Consider the following 17,586-nt stretch of genomic DNA (forward strand, 5'->3'; position numbering starts at 1 on the left):
TTGCCCTGAGTGTGGCGAAAAAGAAACACGAATAGGAGAATTTACTGGCTACGGCTCATTATTTAAGAAAAAAGGATTTGCAAAAAGTTCCCCAGTTGATGCTTCTTTCTGTGTTAATTGCGGTACGATCCTTTCTCTTAAGGTGAGGAACCCAAAGAAGTTTATTTAGTAAAGCTTTTAAGGAGGAGTAAAGATGGCGACTGATTTGTGGATGAACCTTCCTGTGCAAAATGTAGAAAAGTCGAAAGCTTTTTTTACACAGATCGGATTTGCGGCTAAGACCATAGGAGACGGCGTTCAAGTAGCGATCGGTGCTCAAGGGACGAAGGTTATGCTGTTTCCTTCTTCAAAGTTTGAAACGTTTACCCATCACAGAGTAGCGGATTCTATGAAAGCGACGGAAGTGCTTTTCTCAATCGGGGCGGAAGATCGAGAAGAAGTAGATGCAATGATAAAGAATGTGGAAAAGGCAGGGGGAGCCATCTATGCCAAACCCGGCTTAACAGATGGATGGCTCTATGGAGCGGGGTTTATTGATTTAGATGGTCATCGATGGAATGTGTTGTATATGGACATGGAGAAAATGCCGTAATCAAATGTGCGGGCTTTAAAGGTAACTCTCATCACAGTAGAGTTACCTTTTTAGTTAATTATTGAAACTTCCAAGTAGTTTCCATCGTAAATAAAGTAGGATAAAAGAATAACAGTAAGGAGAATAAGATGTACTTTAAACAGACGAAATGGTTGTCGATCATACTCGTTATGCTGTTAGTGACTGGATGCTCCAGTGGAAATGCGTCGTCGGATGAACAGAGTGTGAAAACGATTGGTGGAATCGATCAGGTTGAATTGCTGAAATTTAGCGGGACATATGTTGGGGACAATTCAGCTGTTCTAGCCATTCTAGCTCAACTTCCGGGAAGCGGAACAGTTAATAAAGTTGATTTATCGGGTCAGAAGATAAGTGTTACGTATGACGAGGAGCGAGCAAGTTCTGAATTAGACTTCTATTCTACCTGGTTTGATGGAGCGAACAGCGCTCAGAGGATTTTCCATTATAACGCGATTTACTTAACGATCTTAGTGCCGAACGCCAAAGAATATGAATTTCGAGTGCAAGATGAGAGCTTCCGTATAACGAGAGATGAAATGGTAGCCACATTAACGAGCAAATTTGGTGAATTTCCAAGCGAGGAGCAGCTTATGGAGGAAACATTCGCCGAGGAATATGTGAAAAAGCATGAAGAAGAATTAGAGAAAATGGCAAATCACTATGAGGACTATTTTAATTGATTAGAGAGGTAAAAGTAGGTGTTAAATAAATGAAGAAAGTTCGTTACATCTTGGTCCTTCCGTTAGCATTTATCTTATTGATAATTGGATTGGCGTCTTATAATAACAACCGAGCTATGGATATGGCGGTTGAAGGATGTAAAGAAGTAGGAGGAAAAGTCAATTTAGAAAAAGATCTATTGGGCATAAATTGGCGTTTTTCTTGTGAGAAATAAAAGAAAGAAGGGAGAAGAGATCATGCCAACTTGTCAGACTTGTGGTTATACATGGAATTGGAAGGAAGCAATGAGATTAATCTATCGCGCAAAGGCCAGCTGTCCAAACTGTGACGCAAACCAATATCTATCTGCAAAATCGAGAAAACGATCGAGTTATACATCAATGCTAGTCGTTATTCCTCTTGCGATTACTTCAATTTATAGGCTTTCTATATGGTTCTATTTGAGTTTTTCATTTGCTCTACTAGTACTCATTCTTCTTCTTTCTCCTTTGTATTACCAGTTAAGTAACGAAGAAGAACCACTTTGGTGAATGAGAGGAAGTCAATTGGATTTTCATCAGTTGATGATGCTGCTCACGAGGATAGGTGGAATGTAGTAGGTATAGAAAGGGCATTTAAGAGAGGGTACATATATTAATCAATAGAGGATTAGTAGGTTGTTGTAGTCTTCAAGATAAGGGCAGGATTATGGAAGACTCAGTTTCGAGATGAATTTAAAAAAACACTCTATAATGAAAGCTTTCTTCCTCTCAAAGCTTGTTGGTTTACTAGGGTTTAAGACGCTTGCTCCAGTACCTTTTTAGTAAATGACATAAAGTAGTTTAGTATTAGACCACTTAAGCAGACGATTAATAAAGTTCCTACGCCAATTGGTCCTTTAAAAATCATGGCCATTATTAAAAATATTAGGTAAATGAATGATCTGGAAAAGAATATATTTGTTCTGGTTAATTCTTGTATGATTAAAGTTAACCGGTCTACCGGGATCGGTGCAAAATTTGTGTGTAGATAGATTGCAGTACCTAATCCAATAACAACTAAGCCGATTCCAAAGTAAGCAGCTTTGCTGAACCATAGTTCAGGTGTGTGCAAAATTTCTAATAAAAAGAGCCACATATCGATACTCACCCCCGTTATAAATGCTGTTAACAATCCCAAAACTTCTGGTTTTTGTCTTTTTAAAAGTGAATTACACCCTATTAATATCAAAGCAATGATTATTTCCCAAGTACCTACCGTAAAACCCAAATGGATAGACAGTCCTACCAAAAGTGCGTCAAAGGGGGAAGTCCCAAGGTCAGATTGTATTGTGAAAGAAATGCCGAGGGTTAAAAGCAAGATTCCTAATACATAAAAGAAAAATTTCACATTAATCTACCTCTTCGTTGATATTTTTTGTTGCAAATACATCAAAATTAAGTTAGGTTAAGTATATAGTGTTAAATATTGCATATGCAACAAAAAATATTTCATGAGAGGTTAAATATGAAGGAAATACTACGTGAAATTGGAATGATAGCGAGGGCGTTAGATTCAATAAGTAATATAGAATTCAAAGAATATGACCTAACGAGAGGGCAGTATTTATATCTTGTGCGAATCTGTGAAAGTCCGGGAATCATTCAAGAGAAGGTAGCTGAGCTGATAAAAGTAGATCGTACCACAGCAGCTCGTTCTATTAAGAAACTTGAAATGAATGGCTTTATCGTGAAGAAAGAAGACGAACATAACAAAAAAATAAAAAAACTCTTTCCAACAGAGAAAGGGAAAAGGGTTTTTCCTTTTATAAAAAGAGAAAATGATCATTCCAATGCAGTTGCTTTAGAAGGTTTATCCGAAGAAGAAATAGAAAACTTTTTTGATCTTCTTAAAAAAGTAAGAAGAAATATAGAAAAAGATTGGGAATTAGTAAAAAAAGGAAACAAGAGAAGTTATAGATTGTAGAGAGGAGCGAAAGGTTTTTTTATGAAAATAAATATGACAAGATGTACATTGGAAGATTCACGAAAACTTCAAGAAATTGGTTATGAAACATTTAAGGAGACGTTTGAGGATCAGAATTCTACAGAAAATATGAAGGCTTATTTGGAAGTGGCTTTTAACATAAAGCAAGTAGAAAATGAGTTATCCAACCCTTCAACGCATTTCTTTTTTGTTTCTTTTAATGATGAGGTCGCTGGATATTTAAAGGTTAATACGGGGGATGCCCAGTCTGAAGAAATGGATGATGATTCCCTGGAGATCGAACGGATTTATATTATTAATAAATTTCAAAAGCTTGGCCTTGGTAAATACTTGTTCAATAAAGCTATGGATATTGCTTTGAAACAGAATAAAAAGAAAATCTGGCTGGGCGTGTGGGAAAAAAATGAAAATGCCATTTCTTTCTATAAGAAATTGGGTTTTGTTCAAATGGGAGCGCACTCTTTTTATATGGGGGACGAAGAACAAACGGACTTAATAATGGTTAAAAAAACGCCAATAATTAAGTAAAGAGGTGAATGAGGATGTATATCCCAAAGCATTTTAAAGTGACAGACTTCGTTGAAATCATAGACTTTATTCAGAGGAACTCTTTTGGAACGATCGTAACGACAGACGAAGGAAAACCTATAGCTACTCACTTACCTTTGGAGTTGCATAAACAAGGGGATGATGACTACTATCTCACAGGACATTTCGCTTATGCGAATCCACAATGGAAAACTTTCGGGGATGATCCTGTGCTTGTTATGTATCAAGGCCCACATGCTTATATTTCATCCTCGTGGTACAAGTCTGAAAATGTGCCCACATGGAATTATCAAGCTGTCCATGTATATGGAACGGCTAGTCTGATGAGTGAACAAGAATTGCAGGAAGACCTGAAGTCTCTATTGCAAAAGTATGAACAACACCGTGAAAATGGAGCGTTATGGGAGAACTTCTCTCCAAAAACCAAAAACCAAACTAAAGGTATTGTTGGATTTAAAGTAAAAGTCCAAGAAGTTCAAGCCGCCTATAAATTGAGTCAAAATCGAAGTGAAGAAGATTATGACAATATTATTGATAAACTAAATATGGAGAAAGACTTAAACTCTCAACAATTAGCTGAAGTGATGAACGATAGAAAAACGAAGTGATCAATTCTCTAGATAGCCTTTATTAAAGATATTTATATCTTGAATTCGAGTCTTCCACAATCTCGGAGCGAAAGTTGAGGAAGGTGTCTTTGCAGCTATTTCATTATTTAAGAGCAACCCAGGAATAAAGGGAGGTTATTATTGAAAATGGAAGTTGCAAATAAGAAGAAAAACCAAAAAATAGCTGCTCTAATACTACTGGTAATAGTAATAGTTTTGTCCCCATTTTTGCATGATCATTTTAATCCGTTAACTTTATTAATAACTACAATTATTATATATGCTATTGTCATGTTCATTGTTGGACTGTTATCAAAAGAAGAACAGTCTTAACCTTAAGACAGAAGGATCGTTATTTACCATCTTTCAGTATCTCGGAGCTATTGCTGCAAAATGCTATAGCTTGTTAAACAAAAGGAGTAAGGTGGGACAACAACATGATTAAGCGCGGGGGAGAGAAAATATGAAAGAATTAGGGACGCTATACTTTTTCTGTGGAAAAATGGGCGCAGGAAAAACAACTAAATCAAAACAATTGGCGCTCGATAAACATGCGGTACTATTGTCTGAAGATGAATGGCTTTCATCTCTTTATCCCAATCAGATTGTATCGTTTGAGGACTATCTAAAATTCTCGGCATTACTCAAGCCGTTGGTGAAAAAGCATGTCCAAAACATATTAAGTGTTGGTTCAGATGTGGTGATGGATTTTCCAGCAAACACTCAGAAACAGCGGAAGTGGTTTTTAGATTTGGCGTCAGAGGTACAGGCAAGTCATCAACTAATTTTCCTTAATGTAAATAACGAACAATGCTTAAGTCAAATTGCACAAAGGCGTAACGAAGAGCCCGAAAGAGCAGCTTTTGATACAGAAGAAGGGTTTATCCATGTTACTAAATTTTTTGAAGCGCCAGAAGCAAGTGAGGGTTTGAATATCTTAGAATTTAGTGGAAAAGAATATTAAGGAATTTAACGCAGCGTTATAAGGAACAGAAAAAAATCGTTTGCAACGGGATAATGGATGCGATAGTTTAAAATCTACTCCTATCTATCTTGAAAGTAAGTCTACCGCATACTAAGGGGAATTGAGTCTATGGATTTAAGAAAGGAGAAACTTTTGTTTTTGAAGAAATTCTTGTTAGAGTAGTTCAGATTAGAATTGAATTCATCGTATTATAGGTAATAAATTCTGGATATGAAGAAGATGAAGGAGTTCTTATGGAAGTCCCAAATTGGTATTTAGAAACTAATCACGATGAGTTGAATGGATAAGCATTAAAACGGTATGGAACATTCTCGGAGTTTATCTGTAATAAGGTGGCTCCTTTTCGAGGATTGAAGATTAAGTTATATAGTTTCATTTGAAATAATGGGTATAAGAATTTTGAACAAGATAACGGAATAACAGAGTTTCGTTCAAAGACATTGAGGGGGATTTATTCTTGGAGGGAGAACAAAAACAGAAAACTGGAAAGTGGATACTTCTAACAATAAGTTGGATTTCAGCATTTTTACCTTATCTATTCAGTCCGTTAGTATTTGGTCCCTTTGCTTTTTTTCTTGGCTTGGTGCTAAAAAGAGATTACGAAGTTGGTAATCAAGGTAAGATCATTATGATTTTGGGAGTAATAAATACAATCCTAGGATTCATGTTTACCTATTGGGTAATAAATGTATTAAATAGTATCTGAGTGATCAAATTTCCTATCGTATTCAAGTATCTCGAAGGATGTTCTTAAGAAGTAGAAGGACACTTTTTTGTGAAATAAGTGTTCAAAATAAAGATTACTGCTGAAAAATAAGGTATATTATATTGTTGAATAGATTCTCTTGTAAAAGAAGAAAAGTGGTGAACAAAGTGGGAAGATATCAATTGGATCACAAAAGTAAGGTAGCTGTGACAAAGTTTCATGAGAAACAGCCGACTGCTAAATTTGATAAAAAGAAGCATCTTGAAAAAATGCGTGCGGAGTATTTAAAAAAGAAGCAAAAACAGACAGATAAATAATGTTATGGAAAACATAGGGAGATTAAATTCTTACTATGTTTTTCTTATGAAAAGTTTTCTTTCGAACTCTTTTGCAATCGAGTGCAATTCTGATATAACAAATCAACGTTACGTTGAAGAATGATCTTCACTAATCGTTGCTATTTAAAGGAATTTGGTTAAGTAAGTACGAAGGATTTTAAGGAGTACACTGGGATATTAAATAACGGGGTGAAAGAAATGGTAAGAAGAAGACGTTTAGCCTTCCTGAAATAGGTATTTGTTTTAATGATTTTAGGAAGGCTATCTTAAAAATAGGAGTGTAATCATAATGAAGCAAAATAAATATGATGATCAAAATTTCTTTAATGCGTATGAAAAAATGCCTCGTTCAGTTAAAGGACTTGAAGGGGCTGGAGAATGGCATATATTAGAAAAGCTTTTACCGGAAATGAGAAATAGTAATGTACTGGATTTGGGATGCGGTTTTGGATGGCATTGCCTTTACGCTCGTGAACAAGGAGCAAGTTCGGTTACTGGAGTGGATCTATCTGATAAAATGCTTCGAAAAGCCCGTGAAATGACGGATGATCCTTTCATTACTTATATTAAAATGCCGATAGAAGATATTCATTTCCAAGACTCGCAATTTAATGTGGTGATTAGTTCATTGGCGTTGCACTATATTAAGTCATTCAAATCAATCAGTAAAAAGGTATATGACTGTTTAAAGCCTGAAGGCTCTTTCGTTTTTTCAGTTGAACATCCTATATTCACTTCTCGTGATGAACAAGATTGGTATTACAATAAACAGGGTAAACGTCTGCATTGGCCAGTCGACAACTATCAAGTAGAAGGAGTTCGTGAAACAACATTCTTAACTGAAAATGTAACGAAATACCATCGTACGATTTCCTCATATATAAATGACTTAATTGACACTGGATTTATTATAAGAGCAGTTAATGAATCCGTTCCTTCAAATGAAATGCTGAAAAGCGTTCCTGAAATGAAAGATGAGACCCGAAGACCCATGTTTTTATTAATCTCAGCCGAAAAAACAATCAAGTAATTCGATTTCCTCATTAAGGAGAATTTATTTTTCATAATAGGGGGAATTCAACATTAATAGATTTTGTCCTCTGTTTCGTTATTTCGCAGCTTTAATTGAATGAAAAAAAGGGGAACTCCATTCTCATTGGAGTTCCCCTTTTACAATTTAACGGTTTAAGCATGCGTGCCAAGCAAAGCATCGTTTGCTGAAACATAGTCATAGCCAAGATCACTTGCCACGGCTTCGTAAGTAATCGCTCCGTTTGCTACGTTCAATCCTTTTTCTAGTGCAGGATTGTTTTGGATCGCAGCCGTTACGCCTTTATTAGCGATTTGGATCGCGTATGGAATCGTTACGTTTGTTAGTGCGATTGTTGATGTTCTTGGAACTGCGCCAGGCATGTTCGCTACGGCATAATGAACCACACCGTGCATTTCGTAAGTTGGGTTATCATGCGTTGTAATGTGATCAACTGTTTCAATGATTCCGCCCTGGTCAATCGCAACATCGACAAGAACAGATCCAGGTGCCATGCTTTTCACCATTTCTTCTGTTACAAGCTTCGGAGCTTTTGCTCCTGGAATGAGTACGGCTCCAACTACAAGATCCGCTTCTTTAACAGCTTGTGCGATGTTTAGTGGGTTAGACATTAGCGTATTAATCGCATTTCCGAAAATATCATCAAGCTGACGAAGGCGCTCAGCGCTTAAGTCAAGAATCGTCACATCTGCGCCAAGACCCATCGCGATTTTCGCTGCGTTTGTACCTACAACGCCACCGCCGATAATGGTAACCTTGCCACGCTTCACTCCTGGAACGCCGCCAAGCAAAATGCCTTTTCCGCCTTTAGGCTTTTCGAGAATTTGTGCACCGATTTGAGAAGCCATGCGCCCTGCCACTTCACTCATTGGTGTAAGAAGTGGCAATGTTCCACGATCGACAACTGTTTCGTACGCGATCGCTGTTACGCCGCTATCTTTAAGAGCTTTTGTTAGTTCAGGCTCAGCTGCTAAATGTAGATAAGTGAAGAGAATGAGTCCTTCACGGAAATAAGTATATTCAGAAGAAAGTGGTTCTTTTACTTTCATCACCATTTCTTGATTCCAAACAACGGCTACATCTGTCGCAATTGTGGCGCCTGCTTCGCGATAGTCGATATCCTCGAAACCGCTTCCAATTCCTGCCTCAGTTTCAACTGTTACGTGATGACCAGCCTTTGTTAGTGCGATGACACCTGCTGGAGTAATCGCTACGCGATTTTCATTGTTTTTAATTTCCTTTGGAATACCAATATACATCATTTCATCCCCTTAGCCTTAATTAATGATCAATTACCTACGATTATAGACGCCATATATGGATTTCACATTGTGTAAATAAAAGAAAATAAAAGGGGGTGTTTGTGTAATTACACAAACACCCTATGATTTCATTTGTTCTATTTTTAAATCGAGATAGAGCGTGACTTTTTGATTAGCGTCTTTTAAATCAAGATTTGCCACATCAGTGATGCGTTTTAACCGATAGTTTAACGTATTTGTATGAACGTGGAGAACGTGAGCCGCGGCCTTCACGTTGCTATCGTGCTGCAAATACACTTCTAACGTTTCTAGTAGCTGAGTGTGATTAATCGCATCGTACTGCTTGAGCTTCTCAATATAACTGTTTTGATAATGCTTGCGCTCTTTATAGAGAAGATCAATAAACTGATAGATCCCAAGGTTTTGATAGCTATAAATCGACATTACTTCACGCTTGAATCGTTCTTTAATGGATAACACATGAAGTGCTTCACGATAGCTGTCTTTAATGGAAAGAGGACTTTGGTAGAGCGTACCAGCCCCGCCTTTTAGTGTATCGACACCAAGGCGATTACTAATTTTCTCAACAAACACCTGTACAAATTCTGATAGCTGCTCTGCCGTGTTTTTTTGATCTGTTGGTCGAACGAGCAGAATGAGCTGATTCTGATCCAGCGTACTATAAATTAATTCGATTTGGTGAGAAGCCTGAATGTAATAGTTCATATGGCGTTCAAGCGATTGTTGAATTTCATCATTAAACTCAAAGACAACGATTGCCATTTCACCCTTTAGCTTAATTTGGTAGGTGGAGGCTTGATCCAGTATATTTGCTTCTTTTGTATAATGTCCCGTAAGCAGTTTCCAGAAAAACTCGCGATGGCCTTCCTCTGAATGTCGCTTCTTTATTTCAAGTTTGAGAATTTGATTTTTAACGACCTTAGCCGCTTTTTTTAGAAGCGCTAATTCTTCTTGCTCTACTTCCCAATTAAGCTGAGCCCAAATAAAGCCGAGAAGTTCTTCGTTTTTTCGAACCGATATCGCCACTCTTTGTCCGAGCCCAACTTCTGGGATCGCCGGAATAATAACCGGATCATCACTCTCAAATAGCTGAGGGATAATGCCTTTTTTCCATAGACTTTTGATCACATCTTCTGGAACTTTTCGTTTCATGATGGTGGCAATACGAGCAGGGTCCACATTTTCATCGTGTGAACTATACGCTAGAATGCGATGATCTGAATCTTCAATCGTGACGGGGCAGCCAAGGTTTTCTCGAATGCAGTCAGCTAAATCTTCTAACGAACGGAATGGCCCCTGAAAAGGGTTATGACGTTCTTGATCGGTATGCAATTCTACCACTCCTTTCTTATAACTCGTAAACGATGTCCTTACATTCATTACTTCTGATTAGAGTATACAAGAAAATGAACACCTTTGTGGGATTTCACAAAGAGAAGTTAAGAAATTGTTAGGATTCACAAAGGAAAGTGGAATCGTATCATAGGTGAGGTGAGAAAAAATGAGGAAAATAAGAACCTATCAACCTATAAGTTCATCATTATTAATCTTTTAAAATAAATAGTATGACATAATTAAATTAATGTGTTATTCTAATAATCGAATCTAGTAGGGAGGCGTTGGATAAATGGTGGAGCAAAGTGCGATTCGATGGTTTCATGAAATAAGAAAAGAGGATATTGCTCTTGTCGGTGGTAAGGGAGCAAATCTTGGAGAGCTTACGCAGAGCGGTGTACACGTACCGCCTGGTTTTTGTGTAACAGCTGAAGCGTATGCCACGTTTATCTCTGAACGAGAACTTGATCAGTCGATTCTTCAAAAAATGAAGACGCTTGATTATGAAAATAACGATCAGCTTAATGAGGTGAGTGCTGAGATAAGGGAATGGATTCTACAGACAGATATGCTTGAATCTCTTGAAGTAGAGATCCGAAATGCCTATGCAGCGTTTAGTGAGGATCTTAACGTCACGGATCCGTTCGTTGCCGTTCGAAGCTCGGCGACGGCTGAAGATCTTCCGGAAGCTTCTTTTGCAGGTCAGCAAGATACATATCTTGAGATTTCCGGAATCACAGAGCTTCTTTATCACATTAAGAAGTGCTGGGCGTCGCTCTGGACATCACGAGCCATTTACTATCGCGAAAAACAGCAGTTCAACCATTTCGATGTCTCTCTTTGTGCGGTCGTACAACTGATGGTGAATAGTGAAAAATCAGGCGTTATTTTTACAGCGAATCCAATTACAGGTGAACGCGAACAGATGATGATTAATGCGAGCTGGGGACTTGGTGAAGCGGTTGTATCAGGGATGGTTTCACCAGACGAATACATTGTCGATAAGAGAACGTTCAAATTAATCGAAAAGCACGTAGCCGAAAAGAAAGTGCTTGTCGTAAAGAAAGCCAACGCAATCGGAACGGATACGGTTGCGGTGAAAGAATATTTAAGTGAGGAACATGTGAACCAACAATGCTTAACGCAAGCTGAAATCGCGCAACTTTCTCGTGACGCTGTTCGAATTGAAGAACTTTATCAAACACCTCAGGATATTGAGTGGGGCCTTGATTGCCAAACAAATGAACTTTACATTCTGCAAGCTCGTCCAATAACAACACTAAAAGAGGAGGAAACAAAAGTGGTTGAAAAGGTAGAAACGCCAAAGAAGATGCTTGTTCGAGGATTAGCTGCCTCTCCTGGGTCTGCTAGTGGAAAAGTCCGCAAGATCAAAGATATTAGTGAAGTTTCTCTTGTACAAGAAGGCGATATTCTAGTGACCATTATGACAAATCCGGATATGATTCCTGCTATGAAAAAAGCGGCAGCGCTCGTTACGGATGAAGGCGGGCGTACGTGTCACGCGGCTATTGTTTCACGTGAGTTTGGGATTCCTTGTATTGTTGGATCTTCGATTGCGACAGATGTGTTAATGGATGGAATGGAAGTAACGGTTGATGCGACGCGTGGAGTAGTATATGAAGGACTTCTAAAAGAAACTGAACAAGTGAAAAAGAAAGAACCGGCCAATGAAGTGACGAACAGCACTGAAGGATTCAATGAAGCACTTCTTCATCAGCTTGCACCGATTACAGGAACAAAAGTTTATATGAATCTTGGAGAGCCAGATCTGATCAACAAATACAAACATCTGCCGTTTGACGGCATTGGCTTAATGCGAACGGAATTTATTTTTTCAAATATCGGTATTCACCCGATGCATTTGCTAAAAACCGGACAGGAAGAGATGTTTATTGAAAAAATGTCCGAAGGAATAACAAAGGTGGCCCAGGATATCTATCCAAAGCCAATGGTTGTTCGCTTGAGTGACTTCCGCTCAAATGAATTTCGTGGACTCATTGGTGGAGATGAAGTAGAGCCAGTTGAAGCGAATCCGATGATCGGCTGGCGCGGCGTCTCACGCTATATTTCCCCACAGTACGAAGAAGGCTTTCGTCTAGAATGTCGAGCGATTAAAAAAGTTCGTGATGAGTACGGCTTAATTAACGTTTGGACAATGCTTCCATTCGTTCGGACAACGTGGGAAGTTGAGAAAGTGAAGAAAATCATGGCAGAAGAAGGGTTGATTCAAAATCAGGAATTCAAAATTTGGATTATGGCGGAAGTGCCGTCTGTCATTTTTGAAGCGGAGGAATTCGCGCAGCTTGTGGATGGCTTCAGCATTGGAAGCAATGATTTAACACAGCTTATTCTAGGATCTGACCGTGATTCTGGTATTTTAAACAGCATGGGCTACTTTGATGAGCGCAACCCTTCTGTAAAACGAGCGATTAAACAGCTGATTCACGGGGCGCATAAGTATGGCAAAACCGTCTCGATTTGTGGACAGGGGCCGTCGACTTACCCTGAATTCACTGAGTTCCTCATTAAAGAAGGAATTGATAGCGTGAGCATTAATCCAGACACGGTGGCAGCGACTAGAAGGTCGGTTGCGTCTGTGGAGCAGCGAATGATTTTAAATAAAATAAGAGGCTTGTAAATAAGCATTTACAAGGTGTAGCCGTACTGGTATTATATAACAAAATCAAGTGCGATGATGAGAAGAGTAGATGATGCGACCTTACACAGAGAGCTCCGGTAGCTGAAAAGGAGTGAAGGTAACATGATTGAACCAAACCTCTGAGCTGTACATCGGAACCGAACGTGGGGATGGTGTAACGGGAGCTCCCGTTAACGAGCTATGGTATAAGCAGCTTCTGCCGTACCTGATAAGAGTCATGTGGCGACACATGACTGAACCGGGGTGGCACCGCGATAAGCAATCTCGCCCCCGGGACTATACGTCCTGGGGGTGAGGTTTTTTTATTGGTTAAAAACTTATCGCGATCGGAGCTGATGTAAATGAAGAAAGGGAAACGAAACAAAAAGAGTCAAATCATCTTCCTTGCCAGTACGGGTATGGCGAATATTGGGGAATGGGTCTATCACATTGCTATTAATTTAATGATCTTTAATCAAACTGGATCAGCTCTTGCGGTAACAGGTCTTTATTTACTAAAACCGCTCGCAACGCTTCTCACAAACGGATGGTCAGGTAGCATCGTTGACCGGGTAAATAAACGAAAGTTCATGACCTCGTTGCTCTTGTTTCAAGCGATGATTCTTTCGATACTACCTTTAGTTACTTCGCTGTGGTGGGTTTACTGTCTCGTTCTAGTTGTGAATATGGGGCATGCCCTGTACCATCCGGCATCAATTATTTACATGACAAAGCTTGTTCCTATTCATGAAAGAAAACAATTCAATTCATTTCGAAGTTTAATGGATTCAGGCGCTTTTGTCATAGGGCCTGCGATTGCTGGATTTCTTTTTATCATTAGTACACCTGTGACAGCAATTTATGTTAATGCGATTGCTTTGATGCTCGCTGGATTTCTGATTCTTTTATTACCAAACCTTGAGTCATTCAAAGCAAAAGAAACCACAACTTTTACATTCAAGCAATTAAGAGAAGACTGGCGAATTGTTTATGAGTTTAGTAAAAAGTTTCGTTCCGTCGTTATCATTTACTTTCTGTTTAGTGCCGTTATCGTGATGACCGCGGGTGTGGATTCTCTTGAAGCAGCGTTTTCGAAAGACGTGCTGAATTTATCGAACACCGAGTATGGGTTTCTCGTTAGTATTGCTGGAGGGGGCATACTGGTAGGTGCCGTTATGAATACGTTCCTTGTAAAAAGGCTTTCTACATCGATGTTGATGGGAGCAGGATCTCTTTTATTAGCTTTAGGTTATGTGGTATTTGCGACTTCTTCTGGTATGACAATGGCGGCAGTTGGCTGCTTTATTCTCTCGTTCTCACTCGCATTTGCAAATACAGGCTTTCTTACGTTTTATCAAGAGCATATTCCTGTTGAGGTGATGGGACGAATTGTGAGTTTGTTTGGGGTTGCGGAGGCCATTGTCATTATCATTGTGACGGTCGCATGTGGAGCTATGGCAGAGTTTGTTTCCATTCGCTTTAGTGTTACTGCGGGTGTTCTGGTGATGGTAGTAATTGCGATCGTAGTTTTTGTGCATTTACTCATTCCGATGAAAGCCTGGAAAACCCCCAGACTGAAAAGTGCGCGTTGAACCAAACGATGGTTCAATGCGCTACAAGGGAAACTTTCTAAATCTTAAAATGCTGATTCTCGAGTAGGAGCACTTTTTCCGTCGTTTGGAGAGCTTGTTTTTTCGTATGCACAACGAGATCATAAATGAGCGGACTGCACTTTTTAGTCCCTTTGATGAGAAGCGGTACTCCGAGAGTATCGATGCCAAGCCCTCGAGAAAGACCGCCCCCAATTGACATAACAAACGGTACGGTTGGTGACGTGTTTGAGAGGATAATCTGATCGTCTACTTGAAAATGGTCAAATAGCATTAAAGTCATATCATATAAAGCGGGCACAATCAGTTTCGACGATTTTTTACCGATTGTATAAACTTTATGGCCATCTGAATCCCGTCCGTGGAAAAGGAGACGTCCGGCGTCCTTTTTCGTTAATTTGTTAAAAAAGGGCACGGCAAGAACTTCTTCACTCGTTAAAGGAAGAGAAGAGGGCTTTAAAAGATGTAAATGAAACGCTGCAGCTATTGATGTGGTGTGTGTTCCACCGTAGTCATGATAAATGTAAATCATATGCTCATCCCTGTAATTGAATTTACTAACAAGTATTACCTGATTAACGGGAAACAATCCTGTAATCCACCTTTCAATTATAAAAACCGCTCAGTCAAATGACTGAACGGTTGAATGAAAAATGTTCGTTTAAGCATTAACAGACTTAGGCTGATTCCGGTTGTTCGTAACCGGAGCTTCATTCGATTGCTTGTATTCTTGTTGAGGCGCGTTCTTTTTCACAAAAAACGAAAGCACAAGCGCCACAATCGTGAGAGCAAGAATGACGAGAAATGCGATATTTACGCCATAAATATCTGGCCTTGAGATCGATGGCTGCTGCTGAGCCGTTTGAGCGGTCGTTGTCATGACCGTCACTAGGATCGCCGTTCCGACTGAAGCCGCAATCTGTCGCATTGTATTATTCATGGCAGCCCCGTGTGGAATAAGGTGTTTCGGCATTTGATTCAATCCAGCCGTTGTGACCGGCATCATGACCATCGATAAACCAAACATACGAATCGCATACATCACCGTTAAGAACGTAATGGTAGTCGATGTGTCGAGAAATGAGAAGCCGAGCGTTGCGCCAGTTACTATTGTTAAACCAACAATTGCAAGGAGACGCGCACCGATTTTATCAAAAATCCGTCCTGTAATCGGAGACATAAACGCTGTAATAACGGCCCCAGGAAGTAGGACAAGTCCGGACTCAAATGCGGTAAAGTCTCTCATGTTTTGCATATATAGTGGGATCAACGTTTCTGAGCCGATTAACCCAAGAAACATCATCATCCCGATGATGGTCGTAATGGTGAAAATCTTATCTTTAAACACTCGAAACTCGAGCATCGGCTGTGAAAGACGTAGCTGTCTTAATATGAAAATCGTCAGCGTGACGACACCAACGATAAGAACAACAATCGTTCTCATGCTGCCCCAGCCTATGTTCCCTGCACTCGTGAACGCATAAAGCAATCCGCCGAAGCCGATCGATGAAAGAATAATGGAGATCGGATCGACTTTTGGAAACGTGAGCTCTGTCACATTTTTCATAACGAAATAGGCAACGGCAATAATCATAATCGCGAGCGGCAGCATTGACCAAAAGAGTATGCGCCATGAATAGGCAGCTGTAATCCAACCGGATAACGCGGGACCGATGGCGGGTGCGAATGAAATCACGAGCCCGATGTAACCCATTGCAGCGCCTCGCTTGTTCACTGGAAAAATCATCAGAAAGACGGTTTGCATAAGCGGCATCATGACCCCAGCGCCGGCGGATTGAATGACACGCCCAATTAACAACACGCCAAAGTTCGGCGCGAATCCGCCAATCACCGTTCCCACTGAGAAAATACTCATCGCGGAAATAAAAAGCTGTCTCGTTGTAAATCGTTCAAGAAGAAAAGCACTGATCGGTATCATGATTCCATTCACAAGCATAAAGACTGTCGTCAGCCATTGTGCTGTATTCGCGGTAATGTTCATTTCCTCCATGATCGGTGGAATCGCCGTAATCATAAGAGTTTGGTTTAAAATTGTAATAAACGCTCCAGCTAGCAGAAGCGTCGCAATTAACACTTTATTATAAGGTTTGGTGCTCACGATAGGACTCCTCTCGCAATTTTTTATCATTTTCATTAGTAGTAGTTAAGTAGTTTTCCCCTCAATCAATTATCAAATTATACTCTCATCATCGTCTCGTTACAAACGTCTTGATTGTAAAAATTTCATTAAGGTGGAGAGGTATTTGTTCCATATAATGGTATAATTAGGTGTAATGATTCTAGTTAGCAAATAAACTTGGATTTTGGCCAATATATTTCAATTTTGGCTAATAAAACCGCAATCTGGCCAATAAATCTTGAATTTAGCCAATAAAACTCCCGTGGGCAAGCTCTCGTATATTTTTTGGAGGTTCCCCCTCTCCGATCTAGAAGTCTACAGGGGTGGCTTGTGTTTACGGAAGAGAGGTGCGGACCACTTTCCAGGATTTCGAGCCCGTTGAAATTAAGAGATCGGATCTTTCTAGCAGAACTTTTAGCGTAGAGGGTCTGTGAGTAGCGTTAATTAGAATGCGAGACTAAATTCAAACTAATTGAGGTGAGCACAATGAGGAAAGTAGAAGTTCAGGAGTTTAATGAGATATGGCGTGAGCTCTTTTTGTTAGAAGCTCAGAAGCTTGAACGCGTATATGGCGATAATATGATTGAGGTTCATCATATTGGAAGCACCGCGGTTGAAGGGTTGAAAGCGAAGCCTGTGATCGATATCATGCCAGTTGTGAAAGATCTTAGTCTAGTGGATCAAAAAAATGAGTACATGAAAGAACTTGGATATGAAGCACTTGGTGAAAATGGACTGACTGGCCGCCGTTTCTTTCGAAAGGGTGGAGATCAGCGCTCTCATCATGTTCATCTATATGAATTAGGAAATCAGGACATTGATCGTCACCTGGCATTTCGAGACTACTTAATGGAACATCGGAGTGATCGCTTGCAATACGGACAGACAAAGGCTGAGCTTGCGATGCGATATCCTGAGGATATGGAAGCTTATATCGATGGAAAGGATTCACTTGTAAAAGAAATAGAAGAGAAAGCGCTCGATTGGTATGCATCAAAATAAGATAGGTTACTGAAAGAAAGAGAGAAAGCGAGCTATAAAATTGGCTGCTATTCTCTCTTTT

Annotated in this window: 20 protein-coding genes and 1 other annotated feature; of the genes, 15 read left to right on the forward strand and 5 right to left on the reverse strand. The window is 39.6% G+C overall.

Features of this window, described 5'->3' with window-relative positions; genetic code table 11:
* The first annotated feature begins 193 nt into the window (after positions 1 to 193).
* The 4 genes from IQ283_RS12665 to IQ283_RS12680 all read left to right on the forward strand — a co-directional run bounded on the left by IQ283_RS12665 (position 194) and on the right by IQ283_RS12680 (position 1,824).
* Positions 194 to 592 (forward strand): VOC family protein, encoded by a 399-nt coding sequence (locus IQ283_RS12665; protein WP_194220508.1) that lies wholly within the window; start codon positions 194 to 196, stop codon positions 590 to 592.
* A gap of 128 nt (positions 593 to 720) precedes the next feature.
* A complete protein-coding gene (locus IQ283_RS12670) occupies positions 721 to 1,293 on the forward strand; it encodes a DUF4825 domain-containing protein (RefSeq protein ID WP_194220509.1) in 573 nt (190 codons plus the stop codon).
* Positions 1,294 to 1,322: 29 nt separating this feature from the next.
* Positions 1,323 to 1,508 (forward strand): hypothetical protein, encoded by a 186-nt coding sequence (locus IQ283_RS12675; RefSeq protein ID WP_194220510.1) that lies wholly within the window; start codon positions 1,323 to 1,325, stop codon positions 1,506 to 1,508.
* A 22-nt stretch (positions 1,509 to 1,530) separates the two neighbouring features.
* Positions 1,531 to 1,824 (forward strand): TIGR04104 family putative zinc finger protein, encoded by a 294-nt coding sequence (locus tag IQ283_RS12680; protein WP_194220511.1) that lies wholly within the window; start codon positions 1,531 to 1,533, stop codon positions 1,822 to 1,824.
* Between the two features lie 244 nt (positions 1,825 to 2,068).
* Here the strand turns inward: IQ283_RS12680 and IQ283_RS12685 are convergent, their stop codons facing one another.
* Positions 2,069 to 2,662, reverse strand: a complete 594-nt coding sequence (locus IQ283_RS12685; RefSeq protein WP_194220512.1) for a YczE/YyaS/YitT family protein — start codon at positions 2,660 to 2,662, stop codon at positions 2,069 to 2,071.
* A 117-nt stretch (positions 2,663 to 2,779) separates the two neighbouring features.
* On the opposite strand from IQ283_RS12685, the gene IQ283_RS12690 reads away from it, so the two are divergent.
* The 8 genes from IQ283_RS12690 to IQ283_RS12720 all read left to right on the forward strand — a co-directional run bounded on the left by IQ283_RS12690 (position 2,780) and on the right by IQ283_RS12720 (position 7,475).
* Positions 2,780 to 3,238, forward strand: coding sequence for a MarR family winged helix-turn-helix transcriptional regulator (locus tag IQ283_RS12690; RefSeq protein WP_194220513.1), 459 nt, complete (start codon positions 2,780 to 2,782; stop codon positions 3,236 to 3,238).
* Between the two features lie 21 nt (positions 3,239 to 3,259).
* Positions 3,260 to 3,787 carry a GNAT family N-acetyltransferase gene (locus tag IQ283_RS12695; RefSeq protein WP_194220514.1) on the forward strand — a complete coding sequence of 176 codons (528 nt, stop codon included), beginning with the start codon at positions 3,260 to 3,262 and terminating at the stop codon, positions 3,785 to 3,787.
* 14 nt (positions 3,788 to 3,801) lie between these two features.
* The gene (locus IQ283_RS12700) at positions 3,802 to 4,416 is read left to right on the forward strand and encodes an FMN-binding negative transcriptional regulator (RefSeq protein WP_194222215.1); all 615 of its coding nucleotides are present in this window, start codon (positions 3,802 to 3,804) and stop codon (positions 4,414 to 4,416) included.
* Positions 4,417 to 4,557: 141 nt separating this feature from the next.
* On the forward strand, positions 4,558 to 4,749 hold the full coding sequence (locus IQ283_RS12705; protein ID WP_194220515.1) for a hypothetical protein: 192 nt from the start codon (positions 4,558 to 4,560) through the stop codon (positions 4,747 to 4,749).
* A 130-nt stretch (positions 4,750 to 4,879) separates the two neighbouring features.
* The gene (locus tag IQ283_RS12710; RefSeq protein ID WP_194220516.1) at positions 4,880 to 5,380 is read left to right on the forward strand and encodes an AAA family ATPase; all 501 of its coding nucleotides are present in this window, start codon (positions 4,880 to 4,882) and stop codon (positions 5,378 to 5,380) included.
* 478 nt (positions 5,381 to 5,858) lie between these two features.
* Positions 5,859 to 6,107 (forward strand): hypothetical protein, encoded by a 249-nt coding sequence (locus IQ283_RS12715; RefSeq protein ID WP_194220517.1) that lies wholly within the window; start codon positions 5,859 to 5,861, stop codon positions 6,105 to 6,107.
* 182 nt (positions 6,108 to 6,289) lie between these two features.
* The gene (locus IQ283_RS24295; RefSeq protein ID WP_276511854.1) at positions 6,290 to 6,424 is read left to right on the forward strand and encodes a hypothetical protein; all 135 of its coding nucleotides are present in this window, start codon (positions 6,290 to 6,292) and stop codon (positions 6,422 to 6,424) included.
* A gap of 310 nt (positions 6,425 to 6,734) precedes the next feature.
* Positions 6,735 to 7,475, forward strand: coding sequence for a class I SAM-dependent methyltransferase (locus IQ283_RS12720; protein ID WP_194220518.1), 741 nt, complete (start codon positions 6,735 to 6,737; stop codon positions 7,473 to 7,475).
* 155 nt (positions 7,476 to 7,630) lie between these two features.
* On the opposite strand, the gene ald is transcribed toward IQ283_RS12720, so the two are convergent.
* The gene (gene ald, locus IQ283_RS12725; protein WP_194220519.1) at positions 7,631 to 8,755 is read right to left on the reverse strand and encodes an alanine dehydrogenase; all 1,125 of its coding nucleotides are present in this window, start codon (positions 8,753 to 8,755) and stop codon (positions 7,631 to 7,633) included.
* A 123-nt stretch (positions 8,756 to 8,878) separates the two neighbouring features.
* Positions 8,879 to 10,111: a PucR family transcriptional regulator gene (locus IQ283_RS12730; protein WP_242057341.1), complete on the reverse strand. Its 1,233-nt coding sequence runs from the start codon at positions 10,109 to 10,111 to the stop codon at positions 8,879 to 8,881.
* Positions 10,112 to 10,406: 295 nt separating this feature from the next.
* On the opposite strand from IQ283_RS12730, the gene ppsA reads away from it, so the two are divergent.
* Both ppsA and IQ283_RS12740 read left to right on the forward strand, forming a co-directional pair.
* Positions 10,407 to 12,773 (forward strand): phosphoenolpyruvate synthase, encoded by a 2,367-nt coding sequence (gene ppsA / locus IQ283_RS12735; protein ID WP_194220521.1) that lies wholly within the window; start codon positions 10,407 to 10,409, stop codon positions 12,771 to 12,773.
* Between the two features lie 45 nt (positions 12,774 to 12,818).
* Positions 12,819 to 13,069, forward strand: a binding site (T-box leader).
* A 66-nt stretch (positions 13,070 to 13,135) separates the two neighbouring features.
* Positions 13,136 to 14,365, forward strand: a complete 1,230-nt coding sequence (locus tag IQ283_RS12740) for an MFS transporter (RefSeq protein ID WP_194220522.1) — start codon at positions 13,136 to 13,138, stop codon at positions 14,363 to 14,365.
* A 37-nt stretch (positions 14,366 to 14,402) separates the two neighbouring features.
* Here the strand turns inward: IQ283_RS12740 and IQ283_RS12745 are convergent, their stop codons facing one another.
* On the reverse strand, positions 14,403 to 14,972 hold the full coding sequence (locus tag IQ283_RS12745; protein WP_322098362.1) for a DUF3189 family protein: 570 nt from the start codon (positions 14,970 to 14,972) through the stop codon (positions 14,403 to 14,405).
* 72 nt (positions 14,973 to 15,044) lie between these two features.
* Positions 15,045 to 16,502 carry an MDR family MFS transporter gene (locus tag IQ283_RS12750; RefSeq protein WP_276511836.1) on the reverse strand — a complete coding sequence of 486 codons (1,458 nt, stop codon included), beginning with the start codon at positions 16,500 to 16,502 and terminating at the stop codon, positions 15,045 to 15,047.
* 507 nt (positions 16,503 to 17,009) lie between these two features.
* Between IQ283_RS12750 and IQ283_RS12755 the strand changes: the two genes are divergently transcribed.
* Entirely contained in the window at positions 17,010 to 17,525 is a 516-nt protein-coding gene (locus tag IQ283_RS12755; RefSeq protein ID WP_194220523.1) for a GrpB family protein, read from the forward strand.
* Positions 17,526 to 17,586 lie beyond the last annotated feature (61 nt).

The organism is Pseudalkalibacillus hwajinpoensis (assembly GCF_015234585.1).
GTDB classification, from domain to species: Bacteria; Bacillota; Bacilli; order Bacillales; family Guptibacillaceae; genus Guptibacillus; species Guptibacillus hwajinpoensis_B.